Raw genomic sequence first — 24,741 nt, 5'->3', positions numbered from 1 at the left:
TAACGGCCTCCTGTTCCGAATGGTATGGTGTTTTATTCCTTTCCGTAGCCGGATAGAATTGCCGCAGTTTCATCCGCTGTTTCCTCTTGTTCAATCCGCTCCTCCAGAATCCGGGTAATGCTTACGCATGTATCCACGCCGAGTTCCTTAAAAAGCACCTGGTTTTTCGGGTCGTTTACGACGGAAAATGTTTTCAGGGTGTGAAAATATTTCTTCGCTATTTCACAGACAAGCAGGTTAAACGCATCCTTACTGCTGAGCGCGGCAATCAAATCCATTTTATCCGCCTCTGCTGCTTTCAGTATGGCGGGATCGGTTCCATCACCGCAGACGGTTTCCACTTCGTATTCATCCGTAAGTTTTTTACACCAGCAGAAGTCTTTGCCGATCACTTTAATGTGATGTCCGTGTTCTTTCAGTGCTCCTGTCAGAAAACGGGTTTTTGTTTGTTCACCCACCAATAATATATTCATAAGGCTTTCACTTCCTTATCTCGAAGTAACACTCGCTGCGCTTCGCAGACAGAAAGAGCGGCGGGACAGAGCACGGTAATATTCATTTCAGAACAGGAAATCGCTTTTGATATGTCATTGATGTACGCAAGAATATTTTTTACAGGGTAGTGACAGCCGGCAATCTGAGCGATCATAATATTAGTGGCATCATCATCGGTCGCCGCCACCAAAGCATCGGCCTTTCGTATTCCCGCAAATTCCAGGATATCGCTGTCTGTACCATCCCCCAGAAGGACGGAACCGCTGTAGGAGGAAGGCAGCCTTTTGAGTGCAGTCTCATCAAGGTCAATTACGGTGACGTCCCATTCCTTACTGGACATAGCGCACGCCAGGGAATTGCCCAGGCGTCCGCAGCCGATGATGAGAATCGTCCCTTCTTTTTTGCTTTCAAACAATCGCATGAAGATTCCCTCTTTCTGCTGCTTATCTTAGCACAACGGATATTATCGTGGCGTTAAGAATGGCGGAAAAACGTTAAGATTCCGTAAAAGGGTTCGGTCCCCATTGCCGAACGGCGGTGTTCGCTTCCAAGATAACGCAGCACGGGTGGGCGGATTCTTGCCCGATATTCGCAGGAAAAAGCGAGGAAACTGTCTTGCGGGATTTACCATTGTTTTTGTTAAAGAGAAGCAGAATTATTTTTTACCTATTGACAAAAACTAAAAATATGTTTATAGTAGTAATACACCCCCCAGGGGTGGAGTGAGGTGAAGCATGAATAAAAAATTTAATGTAACGGGCATGACCTGTTCGGCGTGCTCGGCCAATGTGGAAAAAAGCGTCCGGAAGCTGAACGGAGTCAGCTCCGTCAACGTCAATCTGCTTTCAAACAGCATGACGGTGGACTACGACGATACGGTTGCCAATGACTATGAGGTGATCCGGGCGGTTGAAAACGCGGGGTACGGCGCTTCCGTATATTCCCGTAAGGCGAATACAAACGCGAAAAGCCAGCCGCAGGAGAATCCGGTCCAAAAAGAACTGCAGTCGATGAAAACGCGTTTGATCGTTTCTTTTACATTTTTGATTCCTCTGTTGTATCTTGCCATGCATCATATGCTGAAGGAATGGATCGGCCTGCCGGTGCCGGAATTTATCAAAGCGGCCTTCCATGGTCCGGAAAACGGTGTGGTGTTCGCGTTTGCGCAGTTCCTGCTGCTTTTGCCGATCGCCTATGTCAACCGCAAATATTTTCAGGTCGGATTCAAAACGCTGGCAAAACGCGCGCCCAACATGGACTCCCTGATTGCCATCGGTTCCACGGCGGCGATCGTTTATGGAATCTTCGCTATTTTCAAAATCGGCTACGCGCTGGGACACGGCGAAATGGAGACGGCGGACCATTTTCTGATGGACCTTTATTTTGAATCGGCGGGAACCATTCTGGCGCTGATTACGCTCGGGAAATACCTGGAGGCCAGGTCAAAGGGCAAAACCTCGGAAGCGATTACCAAGCTGATGGATCTGGCGCCGAAAACCGCGGTGGTGATCCGCGACGGCGCCGAGGTTGAAATTCCGGTGGAAGAGGTCGTTGTCGGCGATATCCTGCCGGTTCGCCCGGGCCAGAGCATCCCGGTAGACGGAATCATCGTGGAGGGCTCTTCCTCCATCGACCAGTCCGCGCTGACCGGCGAGAGCATTCCTGTGGAAAAGCATGTCGGCGATAAGGTCATTGCCGCAACCATCAATAAAACAGGATATTTCAAGTTTGAGGCGCAGAAGGTCGGCGACGACACAACGCTGGCGCAGATCATCGATCTGGTGGAGGAGGCAAGCTCTTCCAAGGCGCCGATCGCAAAGCTTGCGGATAAGATCAGCGGTATTTTTGTTCCGGTCGTGATCTGTATTGCCATTGTGTCGGCGGCCGCGTGGATGATCGCCGGCCAATCGTTTGAATTCGCCCTCTCCATCGGCATCGCGGTACTGGTTATTTCCTGCCCGTGCGCGCTGGGTCTGGCGACTCCCGTCGCCATTATGGTCGGCACGGGAAAAGGCGCTTCCAACGGCATCCTGATTAAATCCGCGGAGGCTTTGGAAACGGCGCATACCGTGAATACGGTGGTTCTGGATAAGACCGGCACCATCACGGAAGGCAAGCCGAAGGTGACGGATATCCTGACCACCGGTCTGGCTTCGGAGAGGGAGCTGCTCACAATTGCGGCTTCCATGGAAAAACCCTCGGAGCATCCGCTTGCGGACGCCATTGTGGAAAGGGCGTCCGAACTGGGGCTGGAGATCAAAGCGGTCGACCAGTTTGACTCCGTTTCCGGCCAGGGCGTTGCCGCGGTGCTGGGCGGCAAACAGTATTTTGCCGGGAACCGTGCGATGATGGAAAACAGAAAGGTGGATATCTCCTCCCTGCAAAGCGCCTGCGACGCGCTGGCGGAGGACGGAAAAACGCCGCTGTATTTTGCGCAGGGGCAGAATCTGCTGGGCGTCATCGCGGTGGCAGACGTTGTGAAGCCGACCAGCCGTCAGGCAATCGAAGAATTTAAAGCAATGGGTATTGACGTAGTCATGCTGACGGGCGATAATAAAAGAACAGCCGAAGCGATCCGCCGCCAGCTTCACATTGACCGCGTAGTGGCGGAAGTCATGCCGCAGGACAAGGAAAGCGAGGTCCGCAGGATTCAGGACGGCGGTAAAAAGGTCGCGATGGTCGGCGACGGCATCAACGACGCGCCCGCGCTCGCAAGAGCCGACGTCGGGATCGCCATCGGGGCGGGAACGGATATCGCCATTGAATCGGCCGACATTGTACTCATGAAAAGCGATTTGCTCGACGCCGTGACTGCGGTGCAGCTAAGCAAGGCCGTCATCCGCAACATCAAGGAAAACCTGTTCTGGGCGTTCTTCTACAACAGCATCGGCATCCCGCTTGCGGCAGGCGTGTTTTTCTCCTTGCTGGGCTGGAAGCTGAACCCGATGTTCGGTGCGGCGGCTATGAGCCTGAGTTCCGTGTGCGTTGTTTCCAACGCGCTGCGGCTAAAGCTGTTTAAACCGCGCAGAATATCTGCGGGGCAAAAACAGAACGAAATTGAAAACCCAATCAAAATAGAAGCGGAAGGAGATCTTTCTGAAATGAAAAAAGTCATTACCATTAACGGCATGAGCTGCGAACACTGCAAGGCCAGGGTCGAAAAGGCGCTGAATGCCATTGGGGGCGTGGAAGCAAAGGTGGACCTGAAAAAGAACAACGCCACGGTTTCACTGAAAACGGAGGTTTCCGACGAAGCGCTGAAGAACGCCGTGCAGGAAGCCGGTTATGAGGTGGTTTCCGTAGAGGAAAAGAAGGGCCTGTTCGGCAAATAATTTTACACGGAGGGCTGCCATGAAAGCAGACAAAGAAAAGGTGACCCGGCTGCTGAAAACCGCACGGGGACAGCTTGACGGACTTTTGAAAATGGTGGAAGAGGACCGCTACTGCATCGACATCTCCAACCAGCTGATGGCCACGCAGGCGATCCTGAAAAAAGCCAACATTGAAATTATCCACGCGCACCTTGGCTGCTGTGTCAAGGAAGCGTTTGAACAGGGAGACGCCGAAGAAAAGATAGACGAAATCCTGGCTGTCATGGATAAGCTTTCAAAATAGCGGAATATCAGCGCTCTGAGCGGCTTTCAAACCGTTTCGGGGCGCTGTTCTTTTATTGTAATACGAAAAGCGGCGGCTTTGATTTTATTTCAAAGCCGCCGTCAGGCTGTTTTTTCTGTCTAGGCGTATCAGTATCCGCCGCCGAAACAAAAGACGATATCAATTTTTATTGGAATAATTCGCAAGCAGCATGGCTGTTCCTTCAGGCATAACCTGAAACCCCAACTTTTTATAAAATGAAACATTTTTCTTTTCTTCCGGCATAAGCTCAATATATAAAAAGTTTTTGTATTTGTCTTTGACCCGATTCAGCAGTTCTTTGGCAATTCCGTGCCCCTGAAATTCAGGATGCACCAGAACATAGTGGACATAAGCGACCAATTCGCTGTCGTCCAATGCCCTTGCCAATCCGACAAGTCTGTCTTCATTCCAAGCGGTTATTACAGTGGATGAATTCCGGAGCGCTTTATGGAGCCGGTCCGGATATTGTCCGGACACCCAATCGACAGACAAAAATAGTTCTTGTACCTGATCCCTGGTGAAATTTTTTTCTTCCGTATATCGAATTTTCATAAATTTCCTTTTTAAAAAATTAGAGGCCCAGCGCATTTTGACCTCTCACTTACGTTTTTACAAGGGTTGTCAGATGGATTTGCCGATGTCGGGGCCCGGCGTACAGACGATGACCTCTCGAATCTTGAGGCTGACAGCGCCCTTGGTGGTCAGCTGAAAGCCGGAGGTAATACTGTTGCCTGCGGCAACCAGCGTGGCGTCAGTAGTATAGGCTGCGTCACCTTTTATCTGGTAGCCTTCCAGTGTCTCGTCATTATAGACGGAGATGGCTGCCTCGCCGCTTTTCTTGATGTTTGCGATCGTCGTGTCCATAAACACGTCGAAGAGCACCAATTCATCGTCTCCCACGACTTTCTTAAAGAGAATCGGCACTGCGTTGGGAGTTTCGCCATGGGTAGCAATTACCCACGTTTTCGCTGATTCAAGCAGCTTTTTGACCGCGTCATTTAATTTTGGCATCTTTCATCGCTCCGTTTCTTTATTGTACCTTATTGGTTCCGAATGGGTTAACCATAACCGCAGTATAACAGAGCAGCTTGAAAGAGTACATATATTAGGAAATTTATAAGTAACTAATAAATTTATTAGTATCAAAATTACAGTTGCTTGCAAGTTCTGCAAGGGGGTAATTTTTTGCCCAAGGCTTCTAACGTATGGCTCCTCGACCACTGACAAATACTTTGAAGAATTGGGAGTACGGATTTTCCTTTTAAGGTAAGAGAATATTCTACCTTAGGCGGGATTTCATTGTATTGAGTTCGATCGATCAGTTCATCCGCAATCAGTTCCTTTAACGTTGCGGCAAGCACCGCGTCAGTAATATTACCGAGTTCCTTTTTTATTTCGTTATAACGCAAAACATCGTTTGCGGATAACACACATAGAATCCTCGATTTCCATTTGCCGCCGAAAATGTCAAGGCCATATTCAACAGGGCACATAATTTCTTTTTCGAGTTTTAATTCGTATTTCATTTTTATTCTCCCCCAATCTCGCTTTCCTGCCGCGATTAACTATATCAAATAAAAGTAACTATGTCAAAAGAAAGCGAAGCCATTCCTAATCTTTCCCGCTTTTCGCATGAATGAAATAGGCAGCTTTCATAAAACGGGAGTGGGCAGGGGGGTGAGAGGTGCTGCTGCAAGTATGAGAAAGCTGCAAGCGCTCCGGGGTGCCGCCGATAAAACAGGGCTTTGCCCGCAGAAAAAGAATCCCCGGCTCTCCCGCCGTCCCGATTGCAGGATGAAAATTTGAAAAAAGAAGATTTTTGCTGGAATATGGATAACATTGACAGATTATAAGATTTGAAATATAATAATATTGTGTATAAAAGAGACATGGAATGAAAGTAAAGAAGTAAAATTTTATCAGTTTTGAACTAAATTTTTTGATTGCTGAGGCGGTAGAAAAATGAATTTTACATCGAAACGGTCTGTCTTTATTTCTGCAATTGCAATCCTCATTCTTCAGGCGGCAGGACTTTTGTTCCAATTCCACGGGGTGGGCGGCTTTCTCTATTCCGTGATCGGGAGCATTCTGATTCTGGCTGCCGCCGACGCCCTGTTTGGAAAAACCGGCGGGGAACCCCACCCTGTAAAGCAAAAGGACCATGAGCAGGACGAGCTGGGGGAAAGACTTTTTCAAGTCGCGGAAACCATGGGCTTTGACTCCCAGCAGCTGATCTGGCTTTCCAAGGACAACATGAAAACCTTTGAAAAGGTTGCAAAGATTTCTTATGAGATTGAAAAGCTCAGCGAACAGAATGCGGCCAGTTCGGAAGAAATCAATGCAAGCATCAATGAGCTTGCCGGAGCATGTACCAATCTGAATTCCGGAATCATAAAAATCGAGGATCATTCCAAAACCTCCATTGAAATGCTGAACAAAAATGAGCGGACCATCCGGAGCATCGGCAGTTTCATCCTCGACCTTACGTCGGTCATCAAGGTCGCTTCCGACAGCAACCTGGAGCTTCAGGAATCCTCTGCGAAAATCAATGAAATTGTCGACTATATCAGAAAGATATCCAGCCAGACCAATCTGCTGGCGCTGAACGCCGCCATAGAAGCCGCGCGGGCGGGGGAGGCCGGCAGGGGCTTCTCCGTCGTTGCCGGGGAAATCCGGCGGCTGGCGGTGCAGACGGACGACGCGATCTCCGTCATTGAGGGCGTGGTCAGGAATATCGTCGATAAAATACAGACATCCAACACGGCCATGACCGAAATCGGCGACAAGATGAAAAATGTGGACGGCATTGTTACGGAATCCTCTCAGATCATTCAGGAAATCAACTCGATCCTGAAGGACGTCCAGAACGCGATTTCCGGCCTTACCCGAGAGTCGCTGATGCAAAAGAATACGGCGGCTGAAATTGGAAAGGCAGTGGAAAATGTCGCGGAGGCGGTACAAAAGACCCACGATGTTTCCTGCTCCGCCATTGAGATGGTAAACGTCCAGCAGAAGAAAAATGAAACCATTCTTTCCTTCTGCAACAAGATCGGCGAAACCGCGGAAATGCTGCAGCAGGACGCCATGGCTTTCAAAAAGCAGGACGAGATCATCTTTGGCGTCAATCCCTTCGTCGAGCCCGACCGTATCCGGAAAACCTATGTGCCCATTCTTGAGCGGGTATGCGCCAGCGTGGGGCTGAAATGCCGCACCCTGATCGTCAGAAGCTATGACGCGCTCAGTGAAAGCGTGGAGAAGGGCATCATCGACGTCGGCTGGTTCTCTCCGTTTGCGTATGTCAACGCGCATGAAAAATGCGGGGCGAATGTTCTGGTTACGCCGAAGGTCCAGGGACGCTGTTCCTACAACGGGTACGTTGTGGCCCGTAAGGACGGCAGGGTGCATTCCCTCAATGATTTAAAGGGAAAGACCTTTGCCTACGTCGATGAAAAAAGCGCATCGGGGTATCTGTACGCCCGCGATATGATGAAGCAGAACCATATGGACCCCGATACCATTTTTGAAAAGGTCGTCTTTTTAGGCAACCACAATAATGTTGTCAACGCCGTTCTGGCCGGGGAGGTGGACGCGGGCGCGACCTATGACGAGGTTTACAATCAGGCGCACGCCGACGGGCTTTTCACGGACGAGCTGATCATCGTCGCCCGTACGGAGGAAATTCCGAAGGATGCCTTGGCCGCCGGAAAGGACATGCCCGCGGTACTCGCGGAAAAGCTCAGCGGTGCCTTTGTGGACTTCAGTGATTACAGCGGGATCGATACGACGGTTCAGGGCTTTGTCAGGAATGAAGACAAGGCGTACGATATTATCAGAAGATTAAACAATTAATTTTGTAATTCATAATTTTTCCAGTATCTTCATTAGTTTACATAATTTTCAGTATTGTTTTCTTCATGCATCGGTGTTACGATAAGTGCAAGAAAAGTTACAAACCTGTAACAATTCAAAATCGAGAAGCATGAAAAGGAGATAATACATGAAAACGAAAATACTTGCGTTAATTGCATGTGTGCTGATGTCAGGTACGGCCGGCGCGATTGTAAACAGCGGCAATGCCGCGGCTGCACCAAGCGAAAGCACCACCACAAGTACCGTTTCTGTCGATTCTCAGGCGGAAGCCGTGGAAGTAACCAGCGAAGCACCGGCGGCGGACACACAGGAAACAGGCAACACTGTTGCCGATATCGTTAAATCCGGTACATCCAGCGTTTGTCCCAAAACTTCCGCTTCCAGCGGAACCGTGGCGGGAACCGATTCCACCAACTGCAAGGTTGGCAACAGCTGTGCCAGCAACCAGATCTGCAGCGCGGCAAACGGCTGCACCAACAACTCCAACTGCAAAGCAGGAACCACCTGCACAGTCAATTCCAACTGTCTGACCAATTCCTCCAATGGAAACAAATATCAGATCACGATTGGCGGAAAAACATACACCTGCCCCAATACGAACGCAAGCTCTAAGCCGAGCTCCAGTTCAAAACCGAGCTCAAGCTCCAAACCCAGCTCCAGTTCCAAGCCGAGTTCCAGCTCTCAGGGCAGCACTTCCAGCACACCGTCCACCACGGGCGGAAGCTACGCTTCCTTTCAGAATCAGGTAGTTCAGCTTGTCAATCAGGAAAGAGCCGCAAACGGGCTTAAAGCTCTTACCGTCAATTCCTCTTTGACAAATACCGCGACCTTAAAGTCGCAGGATATGGCGAAACTGAACTATTTTGACCATCAGTCTCCTACCTACGGTTCTCCGTTTGATATGATGAAGCAGTATGGAATCAGCTACAGAGCCGCCGGCGAAAACATCGCTGCAGGTCAGACATCCCCGCAGCAGGTTATGGAGGGCTGGATGAATTCCCCCGGACACAGAGCGAACATCCTGAATGCTTCCTTTACCCAAATTGGCGTGGGCATTGCCCAGAACGCACAGGGCCGTTATTATTGGACCCAGCAGTTCATCGGTTAAAAATTACATTTCCTTTCAAATTATGTAAAAGAAGGCTGCCGTTTATCGGCGGCCTTCTTTTTTTTGCTGCCATGGAACGTGTCAGAAAACGTTGGAACAAGATGGAGAGCACCGTCATAAAGTGTTTACTGGAGGCCTGGACAACAAACCACACAGGGCTGTTGAGAAGGCCTTCAACAGGAGGAATGAGTATGAATAACTTTTTTACCTGGGAAACGCTGGCTACCTTTGCAGGATGCGCCGCCGCTACTGCGGTGATTACCCAGTTCTTAAAAAGCGCATCGTTTTTTAAAAACATTGCCACCCAGTGGGTGTCCTATTTCGTTGCAGTAATTCTTTTACTGGGGGCAACGTATTTTACCGGCGCGCTGACATGGTCGTCGGGCGCATTGATACCGTTTAACGCGGTCATCATTGCCCTTAGTGCCAATGGGGCGTATTCCGCTGTATTAAGGGCCACCGGGACCAAAGAAAACAAATAGACGAAGTAACGTTCCGCTGTGGAAAGGAATGTCCTTCCGGCCGGATGGCCGGAAGGATGTTCTGAAAATCCATGTGGTTCCTGGGTGTACCCGTTCCCACTACACAGGCGTATACTGCACTTTTCACGGGTCACCACATATTATATTAAAAAGCGTAAAGTGTTTGTTCATGCTAATGTTCGTAAACAAATTTGATACATGGGAGTTTTGATTATGTCAAATAGCAGAAGATGCCCGCCTTATGATGCGGGTGACGGGTTTAATCCAGAAATGACAATTTATCATAACGGATGCCTGGATAACTGTTGCAAAGACCCGTGCGGCTGCGGCTGCCCGGGTCCCACCGGCCCGAGAGGCCCGCGGGGCCCTGCCGGACCCATGGGCCCTATGGGCTTTAGCGGTTCCACCGGCCCAACTGGCCCCACAGGTCCTATCGGTCCGTCTGGCGGTCCCACCGGCCCAACCGGTCCGACTGGTCCAACCGGCGATCCAGGTCCGACAGGTCCGACAGGCCCAACTGGAGCAGCAGGCCCAACTGGCCCGACAGGAGCACTTGGTCCGACAGGTCCAACCGGAGCAGCAGGTCCGACAGGTCCAACAGGCGCTACCGGTGACACAGGTCCGACAGGGGTAGCAGGTCCCACCGGCCCAACCGGAGCACTCGGTCCCACCGGCCCGACAGGTCCAACCGGTGACCCGGGTCCGACAGGTCCAACAGGCGCGTTAGGAGCTACCGGCCCAACAGGGGCTACCGGTGACACAGGTCCGACAGGGGTAGCAGGCCCAACCGGTCCAACCGGAGCACTCGGTCCCACAGGCCCGACAGGCCCAACCGGCGATCCGGGTCCGACAGGTCCCACAGGCGCGTTGGGTGCTACCGGCCCGACAGGAGCTACAGGTGACACCGGCCCGACAGGAGCTACCGGTGACACCGGCCCGACAGGAGCTACCGGTCCTACGGGCGCATTAGGTGCTACCGGCCCGACAGGAGCTACAGGTGACACAGGTCCAACCGGCACTACCGGTCCTACGGGCGCATTAGGCGTTACCGGCCCGACAGGAGCTACAGGTGACACAGGCCCAACCGGCGCTACAGGTCCTACGGGCGCGTTAGGTGCTACCGGCCCGACAGGGGCTACAGGTGACACGGGTCCCACAGGCGACACCGGTCCTACTGGCGCATTAGGCGCTACCGGTCCGACAGGGGCTACAGGTCCAACAGGCCCAACGGGTGACACAGGTCCTACTGGCCCGACGGGCCCGACAGGTCCCACCGGCCCGGCCGTCGCTTTGCTGGGAATCCAGGCACAGCTTCTTGGAGATGGTGTAGGTACCGTTGCCGACGGAGCCAATGTGATTTTTGATACGCTCACAACTGACGTAAGCCCCAACATCACCTATAGTGCGGTAACTGGTGAATTTACGATTACCGCCCCCGGAAATTATTATGTAGCTTGGTGGGTGGCAACGGATGGTGCGGAAGCCGCTACGACTGTATCCTTTGCAGTAGAGTTAAATGGTGGAGGCGGTGTCCTTGGCTCGTCCCCGATCGTAACAGGGCAGCTGAATGGAAGCGTATTGGTAACCGTGGGAGCAGTCCCGGCTACTATTGCACTTACCAATGTCACTGGAGCGACCGTTGGTTTTGCGACGACACCTGTTCAGGCCAATATCGTTATCACTGAGGTAAGCCTGTAAAGACTGCCTCGTTGTGCAAGAAAGTATTGGAGGATTTTAATTGAGCAATATAGCACTGCAGATAGAACGCACAACAGGCGGCTCAGTGGCAGTCGCGGCTAATGTGGTTTTTGACAGCGTAGTTTATTCGGCAGGAAATATAAGTTATAACCCGGCAACCGGAGAAATTACTTTTAATGAAGCGGGAAGATATGAAATAAATTGGTGGGTAACATCCCAATCCTCTCTGACAACCAATGGAATCGTATTTGCGCTTTCTTCTTCACAGGGGGATTTTCTGGAAGGCAACTCACCGCTGAAAACGGGAGAAGTTGTAGGGTTTGGAATTGTTGATGTAGCCGCGGCGCCTGTGACAGTGTCGTTGGTAAATGCCAGCACGCAGGTTGTTTTCTATGCGCCGATGGTGCCGTTAACGGCGACTCTCGTCGTAATTGAGGATGATATTGTTACCCCAACAGGTCCAACAGGCCCGACTGGTGTGGCAGGCCCGACAGGAGCAACCGGAGCTACTGGTCCAATGGGAGCAACTGGAGATACCGGCCCGACAGGAGCAACCGGAGACACTGGCCCCACGGGGGCAGCCGGAGCTACTGGTCCAACAGGAGCAACCGGGAATACCGGCCCGACAGGAGCAACCGGAGACACTGGCCCCACGGGACCGACAGGTGCGACTGGAGACACAGGTCCTACAGGAGCAGCTGGTGCAACTGGAGATACCGGCCCAACAGGAGCAACTGGAGCAATCGGCCCGACGGGAGCAACTGGTGATACCGGTCCGATAGGAGCAACCGGAGACACTGGCCCCACGGGACCGACAGGTGCGACTGGAGACACAGGTCCTACGGGAGCAGCTGGTGCAATTGGAGATACCGGCCCGACGGGTGCAGCCGGTGCAACTGGAGATACCGGTCCGACAGGGGCTACAGGTGACACCGGTCCTATAGGAGCAACTGGAGACACCGGTCCAACGGGAGCAACCGGAGACACCGGTCCGACAGGAGCAGTTGGCGCAACCGGAGACACCGGTCCGACAGGAGCAGTTGGCGCAACCGGAGACACCGGTCCGACAGGAGCAGTTGGCGCAACCGGAGACACCGGTCCGACAGGAGCAGTTGGCGCAACCGGAGATACCGGTCCAACGGGAGCAACCGGAGATACCGGTCCAACGGGAGCAACCGGAGATACCGGTCCAACGGGAGCAACCGGAGATACCGGTCCGACAGGAGCAACTGGAGCAACCGGCCCGACGGGAGCAACTGGTGACACAGGTCCAACCGGAGATACTGGTCCGACAGGAGCAGTTGGAGCAACCGGCCCTACAGGTCCAACGGGAGCAACCGGAGATACCGGTCCGACAGGAGCAACCGGAGATACCGGTCCTACGGGAGCAACTGGAGACACCGGCCCGACTGGTGCCACTGGTGTGACCGGTCCTACAGGAGCAACCGGAGACACTGGCCCAACCGGAGCAACTGGAGACACAGGTCCAACCGGAGATACTGGTCCGACAGGAGCAGTTGGAGCAACCGGCCCTACGGGAGCAACTGGGGATACCGGTCCTATAGGAGCAACTGGTGACACAGGTCCAACCGGAGATACCGGTCCTACAGGAGCAACCGGAGACACCGGCCCGACAGGAGCGACTGGAGACATCGGTCCAACGGGAGCAACCGGAGACACCGGTCCAACGGGAGCAACCGGAGACACCGGTCCAACAGGTGATACCGGAGATACCGGTCCAACGGGAGCAACCGGAGATACCGGTCCTACAGGAGCAGTTGGCGCAACCGGCCCTACCGGCCCGACGGGAGCCACCGGCCCAACCGGCCCCACAGGAGCAACCGGTGACACAGGTCCAACCGGAGATACAGGTCCGACAGGAGCAGTTGGTGCGACAGGACCGACAGGCCCAACCGGAGATACCGGCCCTGCAGGAGTAGCCGGTGTTGCAGGCCTGATTGGCAACATCGGCCCCACCGGCCCCACTGGGCCCACTGGGACTTCTTTAACCGTAAACTCCATGAGTGCACAAAATGCCACTGGCGACACCATTGCCGTGGTGGCGGGCGGCACCTCGATAGTCCTGCCCGACAACCAGAACCTGGATAGCTTCACTGTCAATGGAGCAAATACAATCTTTACCGTTCCCAGTACGGGCACCTATCTGGTAACTTACCAGATTAACGTCACCGCGGGTCTGCTCGTGTCTACTCAGGTACTCCAAAACAGCACGGCAATCCCCGGGTCTGTTTTCTCTCCCCTCGTTTCCGTCTCAGCTTTCAGTGCTACAACCATTGTCTCGCTGACCGCCGGAGATCAGCTTCAGCTTCAGTTCTTCGGTTTGCTGGGCGCGGCAACACTTCAGGGCGGTGCAGGTGCCACCTTTACTGTAATACGCCTTGCCTGATTTCCTTTGTGCGGGAACATGCCTTTTCGGGCATGTTCTCGTACAGTTTCCCAAGATAAACGGCCCTATGGTTCCGAAATGGGGAATTTAGGCACAGTTTCTTTGCTATGTAGGTATGGTTGCCGACTGGGAATATGATTGTCTTAGTAACCATGGGGAGCGGTTATAGGCGCTATTACACTTACAATGCCGCTGGAACAACCGTCGGTTTGGCGACACCTGTTCAGAAAGTATCGTTATCACAGAGGTAAGTCTGTAAAGAATGCCTCATTGAGCAAGATAGTATTGGAGGATTTTAATTGAGCAATATAGCATTACAGATAGAACGTATAACAGACGGTTCAGTGGCGGTCGCTGCTAATGTGATTTTTGACAGCATCGTTTATTCGGCAGGAAATATAACTTATAACGCGGCAACCGGAGTAATTACTTTTAATGAAGCGGGAAGATATGAGATAAATTGGTGGGTAACATCCCAATCCTCTCTGTCAGCCAATGGGACAGTGTTTGCACTTTCCTCTTCGCAGGGAGATTTTTTGGAAGGCAACTCACCTCTGAAAACAGGAGAGGTTGTAGGGCTTGGAATTATCGATGTTGCCGCGGCACCGGTGACAGTATCGCTGGTAAATGCCAGCACACAGGTGGTTTTCTATTCGCCGATGGTGCCGCTAACCGCGACCCTCGTCGTAATTGAGGATGATATCGTTACTCCCACCGGTCCCACAGGCCCGACAGGTCCGACAGGTCCGACTGGTGTGGCAGGCCCGACAGGAGCAACCGGAGCCACCGGTCCGACAGGGGCTACAGGTGACACTGGTCCCACAGGTGCAGCTGGTGTAACCGGTCCAACGGGAGCAACCGGCGCTACCGGCCCGACAGGTGCAGCCGGGGCCACAGGCCCGACAGGAGCAACCGGAGACACAGGTCCGACCGGAGCAGCCGGAGTCACCGGCCCAACGGGTGCGACTGGAGCCACAGGCCCGACAGGAGCAACCGGAGACACCGGTCCCACAGGTGCAGCTGGGGCCACAGGCCCGACAGGAGCGACCGGCGATACCGGTCCCACAGGCCCGACAGGACCTACCGGGGATACTGGTCCAACGGGACCTACCGGTCCGACAGGAGCAGCCGGTGCAACAGGCCCGACAGGACCTACCGGGGATACTGGTCCAACGGGACCTACCGGTCCGACAGGAGCAGCCGGTGCAACAGGTCCAACAGGACCTACCGGGGATACTGGCCCAACGGGACCTACCGGTCCGACAGGAGCAGCCGGAGCCACCGGCCCGACAGGCCCGACCGGAGATACCGGTCCGGTTGCCGGAGCAGCGATTGTCCCCTTTGCCTCGGGGACGCCGGTTGCCCTGACGTCCCTTGTGGGCGGTCTTGCCGGACTGCCCGGGTTTGTTGGCTTCGGTACTTCCGCTCAGGGTATGACCGTGCTGGGAGCGACGATTGACCTGACGGGCGGTCCGGGTATCGGAATCAACGAGGCGTTTTCGGTTCCGCGTGACGGTACGATCACTTCCGTTGCGGCCTTCTTCAGCACCACGGTGGCATTATCTTTGGTAGGATCAACGGTGACAATTACTGCGCAGCTGTATGAATCGGCTACACCGGACAATACGTTCACACCGATTGCCGGTACCCTTGTCACTCTGGCTCCCCCTCTGACGGGTGTTCTCGCCCTCGGTACCGTATCCAGCGGTATTGTGACAGGACTGAGCATCCCGGTAACCGCGGAAACGCGTCTGCTGATGGTTTACTCCATCACCGCCGCGGGGGTTACGCTTATTAATACAGTTACCGGCTATGCCAGTGCTGGTGTAACCATCGCTTAAACGCGTCTTGCCCAAGAAAAATAATTAATATTATGATCGTTTGGCCTCTCCAAAAGGGGGACCAAACGATTTACATACTTACTGAGAAGAGGGTGCGAAATTGAACCGGTATAAAATCTGCGTTTATGCCATTACAAAAAACGAGGAAAAGTTCGTCGACCGCTGGATGGACGCGGTCAGCGAGGCGGACCTGGTGGTTGTAACGGACACAGGTTCCACGGACAGAACGGTGGAAAAGCTCCGCGAAAGAGGGGCCGTCGTCTATGTGGAAACCATCAGCCCCTGGCGATTCGACGCGGCGAGAAATCTGGCTATGGACCATATCCCTGAGGACGTGGATATCTGCGTTTCCAATGATCTGGATGAAGTATTTGAAGCGGGATGGAGGGAGAAGCTGGAAAACGCCTGGCTCCCTGTCTATACACGCGCAAGGTATCTGTTTACATGGAGCCGAAACAGCGACGGGACATACGGCAAGCAGTTCACAATGGAGAAAATTCACCGGCGGCACGGCTTCCGGTGGGTGCATCCGGTCCATGAGGTTCTGGCCTACAGCGGCGAGGACCCGGACAGAACGGTGTGGGTCCCCGGCCTGGTGCTGAACCATTATCCGGATGTCAGTAAACCCAGAAGCCAGTACCTGCCCCTGCTTGAGCTGTCGGCTAGGGAGAATCCTCAGGACGACCGGGTCGCCTTCTGGCTTGGCCGGGAATATATGTATAAGGGAATGCTCGACAAAAGTATCGAAACACTGAGCAATTACCTGAAGATGCCCACCGCTCTCTGGAACGAGGAGCGGTGCGCCGCCATGCGCTTTATAGCAAGCTGTTATCAGGCAAAAGAAGATAAAAACGTGGCCCGCCTGTGGCTGTTCAGGGCGATTGCCGAATGCCCGACGATCCGGGAGCCCTATCATCAGATGGCCCAGCTCGGGTACCAGATGAATGACTGGCCCCTTGTCTTTTTTATGGTCAGCGAGGTGCTGAAAATCACGGAAAAATCGGGCAGCTATCTGTTTGAGCCGGCCGCATGGGGATATTCGCTGTACGACCTTGGGGCGATCAGCGCTTACCGGCTGGGACTGTACCGGTTGTCCTGCGATTACGCTGTCCGGGCGTGCGAACTGCAGCCGGGCGACGAGCGCCTGAAAAAGAACCTGGAACTGATTAAGCTGAAGCTTCCCGAGGCTCAGCCGGACCCGAAGGTTTGAGGTGATCTTTTGAAAAAATATCGAATTTGCGTGTATGCGATCTGTAAGAATGAGGAAAAGTTTGTCGACCGCTGGATGGATTCCATGGGGGAGGCGGATGTGGTCGTTGTGACGGACACGGGCTCCACCGACGGCACCGTTGAAAAATTGAGAGAGCGCGGCGCGGTGGTGTACACGGAAGAAGTAAAGCCGTGGCGGTTCGACGTGGCACGCAACCTGTCCCTCGATCATGTTCCCGAAGACGCCGATGTCTGCGTATGCACCGATCTTGACGAAGTATTTACCAAAGGGTGGCGCGACTGCGTGGAAAAAGCGTGGCAGCCCGACACCTCCATGGGAAAATACCTTTACAACTGGAGCCTGAAAGAGGACGGCACGCCCGACGTGCAGTTCAGCTACTTCAAAATTCATGACAGACACAGCTACAAATGGGCTTATCCCGTTCACGAGTGCCTGAAATATGTTGGTACAGGACCGGAAAAAATCATCTACATTACCGGAATGGAGCTGAATCACTACCCGGATGCAGGCAAATCCAGGGGGTCTTATCTGCCTCTGCTGGAGCTTGCGGCGAAGGAAACGCCTCAGGACGACCGCGTGGCGTATTACCTTGGACGGGAATATATGTACAAGGGCATGTGGAAAGAATGCATTGCGGAATTAAAAAGGCATCTGGCGCTGCCGTCCTCCATCTGGAAAGAGGAACGGTGCGCGTCCATGCGCTGGATCGCAAAATCCTACTTCGGCCTTTCCGATCTGACGGAGGCTTTCGGCTGGTACTGCCGCGCCATTGCGGAAGTGCCCTATATGCGCGAACCCTATGTGGAGTGTGCCCAAATGGCCTATCGGACATCAAACTGGCCCATGGCGTACTATATGGCGACGGAAGCGCTGAAAATCAAGCAGAAGTCCATGGTCTATGTCAACATGGGATACGCATGGGATTATACGCCGGATGACCTGTGCGCAATCGCCTGCTACCGGCTCGGCATGTACGGGGAATCCCTTGCCCACGCAGAGGCGGCGCTGGCGTTCAGCCCCAAGGACGAAAGGCTGAAAAACAACCTCAGGCTGATCGAGCTGAAAGCAAATCATTAAAAGGGGCGCGGGGACAGCTTTTCAGCAGTGGTAAATGCTCCAATATTCGCATATATAAATAAAAACAGGGCATTGACGAAGGAAAACCGCAGTTTTGCACAGAAAGACGGGTGCAGGTATGAAGGTAGTCATTCTTTGCGGAGGAAAAGGCACGCGTATGCGGGAGGAGACGGAATTCCGCCCCAAGCCCCTGGTGGAGGTGGGCGAAAATCCGATTATCTGGCACATTATGAAAACCTATTCCCATTACGGGATCAACGATTTCATTCTGTGCGTGGGGTACAAAGGCGATATGATCAAGCGGTATTTCATGGAAATGCGGTGGCGGAACAATGATTTCACCGTAAAGACGGGAACGCAGGAAGCCGTGGAATATCATACCGCCGGGGAAGAGGACTGGAACGTTACGATTGTGGACACCGGGGCGGAAACGCAGACCGGCGGCCGGATCAAGCAGATCGAGAAATATATTGACGACGATGAAGATTTTATGCTGACGTACGGCGACGGGCTGAGCGACGTCAATATCCGCAAGCTCTATGTCTATCATAAAAAAACCGGGAAAATCGCGACTCTGACCGGCGTGAGCCCGAACTCTCCTTTTGGGGTGATCGAAACGCAGGACGGGATCGTGACCGCGTTTAAGGAGAAGCCGGTATTGGAGGATACCATCAACGGCGGCTATATGGTCCTGAACCGCAGGGTGTTTGAATATCTGCCGGAAGAGGACTGCGCTTTTGAGCAGGAGCCTCTGCACAGGCTTGCCCTTGACCACGAGCTCGCCGTTTACAGGCACGGCGGCTTCTGGACGGCGATTGATACTTACAAGGATGTGGAAAGGGTCAATACGCTATGGAAAACGGGGGAGACGCCATGGAAAATATGGAAATAGACCTGAGCAGAATGTTCGGAGGCTTTTACCGCGGGAAAAATGTGCTGGTCACCGGCCACACGGGCTTTAAGGGCTCCTGGCTTTGCCTGTGGCTTTATTTGCTGGGCGCAAGGGTGGTCGGCTACGCGCTGGACCCTCCGGCGGAAAACGGCAACTTCAGCCTGTGCGGGCTGCGGCGCAGAATGGTGGATATCCGCGGGGACATCCGCGACGGGGCAAGACTCAAACAGATTTTCGACCTGTACGAGCCGGAAATCGTGTTTCACCTTGCTGCCCAGCCCATTGTCCGCCGTTCCTATGAAATCCCGGGCGAAACGTTTGAGACCAATGTCATGGGAACCGTGGAGGTTCTGGAAAGCATCCGGCTTTCCCAGACCGTAAAAACGGGCGTGATCGTTACGTCCGACAAATGCTATGAAAACAGGGAGCAGCTCTGGGGCTACCGGGAAGGGGACGCGCTGGGCGGGTATGACCCGTACAGCGCCAGCAAGGGCTGCTCGGAGCTTGTTACAGCCGCGTACCGGAGCTCCTTTTTCAGTACCCGCCCCGGGAAATGCGTCTCTACCGCGCGGGCGGGAAACGTGTTCGGGGGAGGGGACTGGGCGGAAGACCGGCTCGTTCCCGACTGTATCCGCGCCCTGCAGTCGCACAGCCCCATTATGCTCCGGAATCCCGAGTCCGTCCGGCCGTGGCAGCATGTTCTGGAACCGCTTTACGGCTATCTTCTGCTGGCGTATCAAATGGCGGAGAAGGGGTCGCGGTACACGGGGGCGTGGAATTTCGGCCCGGATGCGGACTCCGTTGTCCCGGTCGGCCGGCTGGCCGACGAGCTGATCTCGCTGTGGGGAAGCGGGGAATGGGTGGACTGCTCGGAATATACGTGCCTGCATGAGACCGCTATGCTGAGCCTTGACTGCACCAAAGCAAAGACATTTCTCGGTTGGAAACCCCGTATGAACCTGAAGAAAGCATTGGAATATACCGTGGAGTGGTACCGGGATTACCGCAGGGAGGACGTTTACGCCCTCTGCAGAAGGCAGATCGCCTCTTACTCCGCGGCGTGTATGGAAGCGGCTCCGGACTGACGGGGAGGTGAGGCTGCTTTGAAACTGTCCGATTATATCGCGGAGTTTTTGGCGGAATACGGCTGTACTTATGTGTTCGGCTATCAGGGCGGTGCCGTGACCCATCTGGTGGATTCCCTGTACCGGCGCAGCGACCTCCGGTTTATCGCCGCCTGCAACGAGCAGGGGGCCGCTTTTGCCGCGGAGGGCTACGCGAGAGTACGCAACGACATCGGCGTGGCGGTCGCGACCAGCGGCCCCGGCGCCACCAATCTGATCACGGGGATCGGCAGCGCGTATTTCGATTCCATCCCGTGCCTTTACCTGACCGGTCAGGTCAATACCTATGAATATAAGGGGGACCTTCCCATCCGGCAGAGGGGCTTTCAGGAAACCGATATCGTCAGTGTTGTCGCGCCGGTTGTCAAATACGCCGTGCGCATCACGGACCCCCAAAAAATCCGTTATGAGCTGGAAAAGGCGGTACATATCGCCAATTACGGCAGGAAGGGCCCCGTTTTGCTGGATATCCCGATGGATGTCCAGCGGGCGGAGGTGGAAACCGGCGCTCTTGAGGGATACGAAGAAACCGTGGAAACAGCTGACTCGTTCAGCCCCGAAAAGGTTGTGGAGTATTTCCGGCGCGCCCGCAGGCCGGTTCTGCTGGCCGGCGGCGGGGTGCGGCTTTCCGGCGCTCAGGAGCTTTTCAGCCGTTTTGCCGAGACGACGGGAATCCCGGTGGTCAGCTCGCTGATGGGTCGCGACGTATACGACGGCACCCATGACAATTATTTCGGGATGATCGGTGTGTACGGCAACCGCTGCGCCAATCTGGCCATTGCCAACAGCGACCTGATCCTCGCGCTCGGCACAAGGCTGGACACCCGCCAGACCGGCACAAACGTGAGCAGCTTTGCGCGCGGGGCCCGGCTGATCCGGGTGGATATCGACGGGAATGAGCTGAGCAGAAAAGTTAAAGAGGATGAGGTTGCCATTGCCATGGACGCGGGGCGGTTCCTTGCGGAAATGCGCGGACACATCCATCAGATACCCGCCGGGGAGTATGCTTACGGCCCGTGGATCGAGCGGGTCAAGGGCTACAGGAAGCGTTACCCGTTTGTGGAGAAGCAGGAAATGCCGGATCCCAATTATATCCTTTCCCTGATTTCCGCAATGACGGAGGAAAACGACATCCTGTGTCTGGACGTCGGGCAGAACCAGATGTGGGCGGCGCAGTCCATGACCGTTCGGAAAGGACAGCGGATGCTGATTTCCGGGGGAATGGGAGCGATGGGCTTTTCCCTGCCGGCGGCGATCGGCGCAAGCTTTGCAAAGCGGAGCGGGGGAGCCGTCCTTTCCATCAACGGGGACGGCGGGCTGCAGATGAACATTCAGGAGCTGGAGACCGTCAAGCGGAACCGGATTCCCGTGAAGATCATCGTTATGAACAACCGCTGCCTTGGGATGATCCGCCATTTTCAGGAGCAGTATTTTGAAAACCGCTTCTGCGCCACCGTGAAGGATTACGAAGCCCCGGACTTTTGCAGAATTGCAAAGGCCTACGGCATCGCGGGCGTCCGGGTGGAAACGCCGGAAGAGCTTTTCGCCGTCCGGCCCCTGCTGGAATCCAACGACCCCGTTCTGATCGACATCCGGCTCGAACAGAACACACAGGTGTGGCCGAAGCTGTCCGTCAACCGGCCCATTGAAGATCAGGAACCGCTGCTGCCGCGCACGGAGCTTGCGGAAAATATGCTGATCAGACTCTATGACGGCGGGGGAGAGAATGACGATGCGCCATTATAAAAAGTATGTGAAAAAAACGCTGGACGCGGTCAAACGGATCAGCCCCTACGAGCCGTTTCTCTATCTTCCCATTTGTGACCGGCACGGAATCATTCAGGGGTACCTGCGTCCCATCACCAAGGAGTACCGCTATGCGATTCCGGACTGCGCCGCCCTGTTTGCCGGATGGCGCAATGAAAATTCCCATATGTCCCCGGCTCGGTTTGAAGCGACCGCTGAAAGCACCGAAAAATGGCTGAACGGGATTATTGCGCGGGAGGACCGGGTTCTGTTCCTGATTGTAGCTGCGGACGGCGCGAGGGTGGGGCATATCGGCTTTTCGTCTTTCGATTGCCGCCGCCGCTCCTGCGAAATCGACGCCGTCATCCGAGGAGTGAAAATCGGGTATCCGGGGATGATGACGTTTGCGCTGAATACGCTGATCCGCTGGGGACTCGGCAAATTGAAGCTCCGGCAGGTGCGGCTGCGCGTACTGTCCGACAATACGCGGGCAATCGCCTTTTACAGGAGGAACGGCTTTGATCCGTCGGGGGACATTCCCCTTTACCGGGCTTTCACCTCACAGGGCGAATCCTGGTCGGAATCGAAAGCCAAACGCCACCAGCGGGCGGAAAAGCATTATATGCAGATGAAACTCGATATCAAAAAATGGAAGCGGCAGAACGATACCGTTTCCATTTGAAGGAGGATTTGCCTTGGGGAAAAAAATCAGCTTTGCGGGGCCGTCCATTACGGAAAAAGAGGTGGCCTACGTCACGGACGCGGTCCGGAACGGATGGTATGAAAATTTCGACGGGTACATCAGAAAGCTGGAAAGAGCGTTTGCGGATTACGTCGGGGTCAAATACGCCATTGCGACCCACTGCTGCACCCATGCGCTGCACCTTGCCGCGGCCGCCGTGGGGCTGAAAGCGGGGGACGAAGTGATCGTCACCGACTTCAGCTGGGTGGCGACGGCGTATGCTGTTTCCTATACCGGCGCGGACTGCGTTTTTGTGGACATTGACCCCGACACCTGGACGATCGATCCGGCATGTATCCGAAAGGCCGTTACGAAAAAGACAAAGGCCATCATGCTGGTGCACACGTTCGGGCACCCCGCCGAAATGGATGAGATCATGAGTATCGCGAAGGAATACGGCCTTTTTGTCATAGAGGACGCCGCGCCCGCCGTCGGCGCGCAGTACCACGGAAAGCCGGTCGGCGGCTTCGGCGACGTCGCCTGCTTCAGCTTTCAGGGCGCAAAGATGACGGTCAGCGGGGAAGGCGGCATGCTTCTGACCGACAACGAGGACATCTACCAGCGCGCAAAGCTTCTGGCAGACATGGGCCGCACCGACCGCGAGGCCGTTTTCTGGTCGGACCTTCTGGGCTTTGAATATGTCATGAGCAATGTTTCCGCGTCGCTCGCCCTTGCACAGCTGGAACGCGTGGAAGAGCTGATCGCGAAAAAAAGGCAGATTTTCAACTGGTACGATACCCGCCTGAAAGAGGTGAAAGGGTTGAAAATCGTCAGGGAAAAGCCGGGCTGCAGAAGCAATTACTGCTATCCTTCGCTTCTGCTGGAGGATTCGGTAACGGCGGACAGGGACGAAATCCTTGCCGGGCTAAGGAAGCTGAATATCCATGCGCGTCCCGGGTTTCCGCAGATGAGCCGCTTCCCCGTCTACAAACAGCGCTTTGAAAACCCGGTTGCCGCGCTTGTGGAAAAACGCGGGATTTCCCTGCCCTCTGCGGCCAATCTGGAGGAGGACGATATTGATTTCGTGTGTTCCAGCCTGACGGGGCTGATGCAGGGGGGCTGATATGGAGGAGCGTATGGAAGCGGAGCAAAAGCTCCGGCAGGAAATCCTCGACCGTGTCGCCCGTATTTATGAGCTCAGGGAACAGGACAGACCGTTTGTCCCGGGAAAAACAAGGGTGCATTATTCCGGCAGGGTATTTGATGAAAAGGAAATGCAGGCCATGGTCGACAGCGTGCTGGACTTTTGGCTGACGCTGGGGCCGAAGGGCAAAGAGTTTCTCACACAGTTCCTTTCCTATACCGGGATGCGGTACGGACTGGTGGTCAATTCCGGGTCGTCCGCCAACCTGGTCGCGGTCGGGGCGCTGTGCTCGCCCCGGCTGGAAAATCCGCTCAGGCCGGGGGACGAAGTGATTACCCCGGCGCTTGCCTTTCCCACTACGCTGAATCCCCTCCTGCAAAACGGGCTTGTCCCCGTCTTTGTCGATGTTGAAGAGGGTACCTATAATCTGGACGCCGGTCTGCTAGAAGACGCACGGTCGGAGCGTACCCGCGCGGTTGTGCTGGCCCACACGCTTGGCAATCCCGCGCAGATGGACGCGGTTATGGACTTTGCGCGCCGCTATGATCTCTATGTCATTGAGGACACCTGCGACGCGCTGGATTCCCGTTATGACGGGAAGCTCTGCGGCACCTTCGGCGATTTTTCGACCTACAGCTTTTACGCCGCCCACCATATCACCATGGGGGAAGGGGGCGCGGTGCTGACCAACCGGCTCGAACTGTACCGTCAGGCCCTGTCCCTGCGCGACTGGGGGCGGGACTGCTTTTGCCAGACGGGCGAGCAGAACCCCAACGGCGCCTGCGGCCACCGGTTCGACCACACCTATGAAAGCCTGCCGTACGGCTACGACCACAAATATGTATACGGCAATATCGGCTACAACCTGAAGCCGCTCGACATTCAGTGCGCTATGGGGATTGAACAGCTGAAAAAGCTGCCGTCCTTCAGCGAAAAGCGGAAGCGGAATTTCCGGCGGCTGTACGGCGCGCTGGAAAAATATCAGGACAGCTTTCTTCTGCCGCGCTCTCTGCCGAAGGCCGACCCCTCGTGGTTCGCTCTGCCGCTGACGGTCAGAAAGGAAGCCGCGTTTACCCGCAGGGACATTGTCCGGTTTCTGGAGGAAAACCAGATCGAAACGCGGATGCTGTTTGCGGGGAATATTTTACGCCACCCCGGCTACCGGAATATCCGGCACCGGATCTGCGGCAGTCTGGAACACACGGATGATGTTCTTCTCAACACCTTTTTTATCGGCGTGTATCCGGGGCTGAGCGACGAAATGATCGAGTATGTTATCCGGACGATCGACCGGTTTATGTCATAATT

Annotated in this window: 21 protein-coding genes and 1 pseudogene; 17 read left to right on the top strand and 5 right to left on the bottom strand. The window is 54.5% G+C overall.

Going from position 1 to position 24,741, the window contains the following annotated elements; all coding sequences use genetic code 11:
• Positions 1–32: 32 nt before the first annotated feature.
• Positions 33–473, bottom strand: a complete 441-nt coding sequence (locus ACRQU7_RS12595; RefSeq protein ID WP_052010655.1) for a potassium channel family protein — start codon at positions 471–473, stop codon at positions 33–35.
• A complete protein-coding gene (locus ACRQU7_RS12590) occupies positions 470–916 on the bottom strand; it encodes a potassium channel family protein (protein ID WP_038324931.1) in 447 nt (148 codons plus the stop codon). The genes ACRQU7_RS12595 and ACRQU7_RS12590 overlap by 4 nt, the downstream gene beginning before the upstream one ends.
• Positions 917–1,229: 313 nt before the next feature.
• Here ACRQU7_RS12590 and ACRQU7_RS12585 point away from each other — a divergent pair, with 313 nt between their 5' ends.
• Entirely contained in the window at positions 1,230–3,827 is a 2,598-nt protein-coding gene (locus tag ACRQU7_RS12585) for a heavy metal translocating P-type ATPase (protein WP_444641219.1), read from the top strand.
• Between the two features lie 19 nt (positions 3,828–3,846).
• Entirely contained in the window at positions 3,847–4,110 is a 264-nt protein-coding gene (locus ACRQU7_RS12580; RefSeq protein WP_038324927.1) for a metal-sensing transcriptional repressor, read from the top strand.
• Between the two features lie 159 nt (positions 4,111–4,269).
• Here ACRQU7_RS12580 and ACRQU7_RS12575 read toward each other — a convergent pair whose 3' ends face one another.
• From ACRQU7_RS12575 to ACRQU7_RS12565, 3 genes are all read right to left on the bottom strand, one after another.
• A complete protein-coding gene (locus ACRQU7_RS12575) occupies positions 4,270–4,683 on the bottom strand; it encodes a GNAT family N-acetyltransferase (protein ID WP_444641218.1) in 414 nt (137 codons plus the stop codon).
• Positions 4,684–4,752: 69 nt separating this feature from the next.
• Positions 4,753–5,142 (bottom strand): pyridoxamine 5'-phosphate oxidase family protein, encoded by a 390-nt coding sequence (locus ACRQU7_RS12570; RefSeq protein WP_444641217.1) that lies wholly within the window; start codon positions 5,140–5,142, stop codon positions 4,753–4,755.
• A 137-nt stretch (positions 5,143–5,279) separates the two neighbouring features.
• The gene (locus tag ACRQU7_RS12565) at positions 5,280–5,657 is read right to left on the bottom strand and encodes a winged helix-turn-helix transcriptional regulator (protein WP_444641216.1); all 378 of its coding nucleotides are present in this window, start codon (positions 5,655–5,657) and stop codon (positions 5,280–5,282) included.
• 436 nt (positions 5,658–6,093) lie between these two features.
• On the opposite strand from ACRQU7_RS12565, the gene phnD reads away from it, so the two are divergent.
• The 15 genes and pseudogenes from phnD (at position 6,094) to rfbH (ending at position 24,739) form a co-directional block, all read left to right on the top strand.
• Positions 6,094–7,980: a phosphate/phosphite/phosphonate ABC transporter substrate-binding protein gene (gene phnD, locus ACRQU7_RS12560; protein ID WP_444641215.1), complete on the top strand. Its 1,887-nt coding sequence runs from the start codon at positions 6,094–6,096 to the stop codon at positions 7,978–7,980.
• 148 nt (positions 7,981–8,128) lie between these two features.
• The gene (locus ACRQU7_RS12555) at positions 8,129–9,109 is read left to right on the top strand and encodes a CAP domain-containing protein (RefSeq protein ID WP_444641214.1); all 981 of its coding nucleotides are present in this window, start codon (positions 8,129–8,131) and stop codon (positions 9,107–9,109) included.
• A gap of 191 nt (positions 9,110–9,300) precedes the next feature.
• A complete protein-coding gene (locus ACRQU7_RS12550) occupies positions 9,301–9,591 on the top strand; it encodes a hypothetical protein (protein ID WP_038324923.1) in 291 nt (96 codons plus the stop codon).
• Between the two features lie 387 nt (positions 9,592–9,978).
• Positions 9,979–10,869, top strand: a pseudogene (locus tag ACRQU7_RS12545) (hypothetical protein); the annotation flags it as partial.
• 12 nt (positions 10,870–10,881) lie between these two features.
• Complete coding sequence (locus ACRQU7_RS12540; protein ID WP_444645654.1) at positions 10,882–11,289, top strand: hypothetical protein; 408 nt, start codon at positions 10,882–10,884, stop codon at positions 11,287–11,289.
• A 400-nt stretch (positions 11,290–11,689) separates the two neighbouring features.
• Positions 11,690–13,696, top strand: coding sequence for a BclA C-terminal domain-containing protein (locus ACRQU7_RS12535; protein WP_444645593.1), 2,007 nt, complete (start codon positions 11,690–11,692; stop codon positions 13,694–13,696).
• 536 nt (positions 13,697–14,232) lie between these two features.
• A complete protein-coding gene (locus ACRQU7_RS12530) occupies positions 14,233–15,537 on the top strand; it encodes an exosporium glycoprotein BclB-related protein (protein ID WP_444641213.1) in 1,305 nt (434 codons plus the stop codon).
• 100 nt (positions 15,538–15,637) lie between these two features.
• A complete protein-coding gene (locus ACRQU7_RS12525; protein WP_444641212.1) occupies positions 15,638–16,747 on the top strand; it encodes a tetratricopeptide repeat-containing glycosyltransferase in 1,110 nt (369 codons plus the stop codon).
• A gap of 9 nt (positions 16,748–16,756) precedes the next feature.
• Positions 16,757–17,845: a tetratricopeptide repeat-containing glycosyltransferase gene (locus ACRQU7_RS12520; RefSeq protein ID WP_141825557.1), complete on the top strand. Its 1,089-nt coding sequence runs from the start codon at positions 16,757–16,759 to the stop codon at positions 17,843–17,845.
• Positions 17,846–17,963: 118 nt separating this feature from the next.
• Positions 17,964–18,737: a glucose-1-phosphate cytidylyltransferase gene (gene rfbF, locus ACRQU7_RS12515; protein ID WP_038324918.1), complete on the top strand. Its 774-nt coding sequence runs from the start codon at positions 17,964–17,966 to the stop codon at positions 18,735–18,737.
• Complete coding sequence (rfbG, locus tag ACRQU7_RS12510) at positions 18,719–19,822, top strand: CDP-glucose 4,6-dehydratase (RefSeq protein WP_444641211.1); 1,104 nt, start codon at positions 18,719–18,721, stop codon at positions 19,820–19,822. The genes rfbF and rfbG overlap by 19 nt, the downstream gene beginning before the upstream one ends.
• 18 nt (positions 19,823–19,840) lie before the next feature.
• On the top strand, positions 19,841–21,607 hold the full coding sequence (locus ACRQU7_RS12505; RefSeq protein WP_444641210.1) for a thiamine pyrophosphate-binding protein: 1,767 nt from the start codon (positions 19,841–19,843) through the stop codon (positions 21,605–21,607).
• The gene (locus ACRQU7_RS12500) at positions 21,594–22,289 is read left to right on the top strand and encodes a GNAT family N-acetyltransferase (protein ID WP_444641209.1); all 696 of its coding nucleotides are present in this window, start codon (positions 21,594–21,596) and stop codon (positions 22,287–22,289) included. Before ACRQU7_RS12505 ends, ACRQU7_RS12500 begins: the two co-directional genes overlap by 14 nt.
• A 13-nt stretch (positions 22,290–22,302) precedes the next feature.
• Complete coding sequence (locus ACRQU7_RS12495; RefSeq protein ID WP_444641208.1) at positions 22,303–23,412, top strand: DegT/DnrJ/EryC1/StrS family aminotransferase; 1,110 nt, start codon at positions 22,303–22,305, stop codon at positions 23,410–23,412.
• A 1-nt stretch (position 23,413) separates the two neighbouring features.
• Entirely contained in the window at positions 23,414–24,739 is a 1,326-nt protein-coding gene (gene rfbH, locus ACRQU7_RS12490) for a lipopolysaccharide biosynthesis protein RfbH (protein ID WP_444641207.1), read from the top strand.
• Positions 24,740–24,741 lie beyond the last annotated feature (2 nt).

This window comes from Caproiciproducens puteiluti (assembly GCF_052442865.1).
Lineage (GTDB): Bacteria > Bacillota > Clostridia > Oscillospirales > Acutalibacteraceae > Caproiciproducens.
The sequence above is the reverse complement of the archived record's forward strand: the minus strand, read 5'-3'. Positions and strand labels throughout refer to the sequence as shown.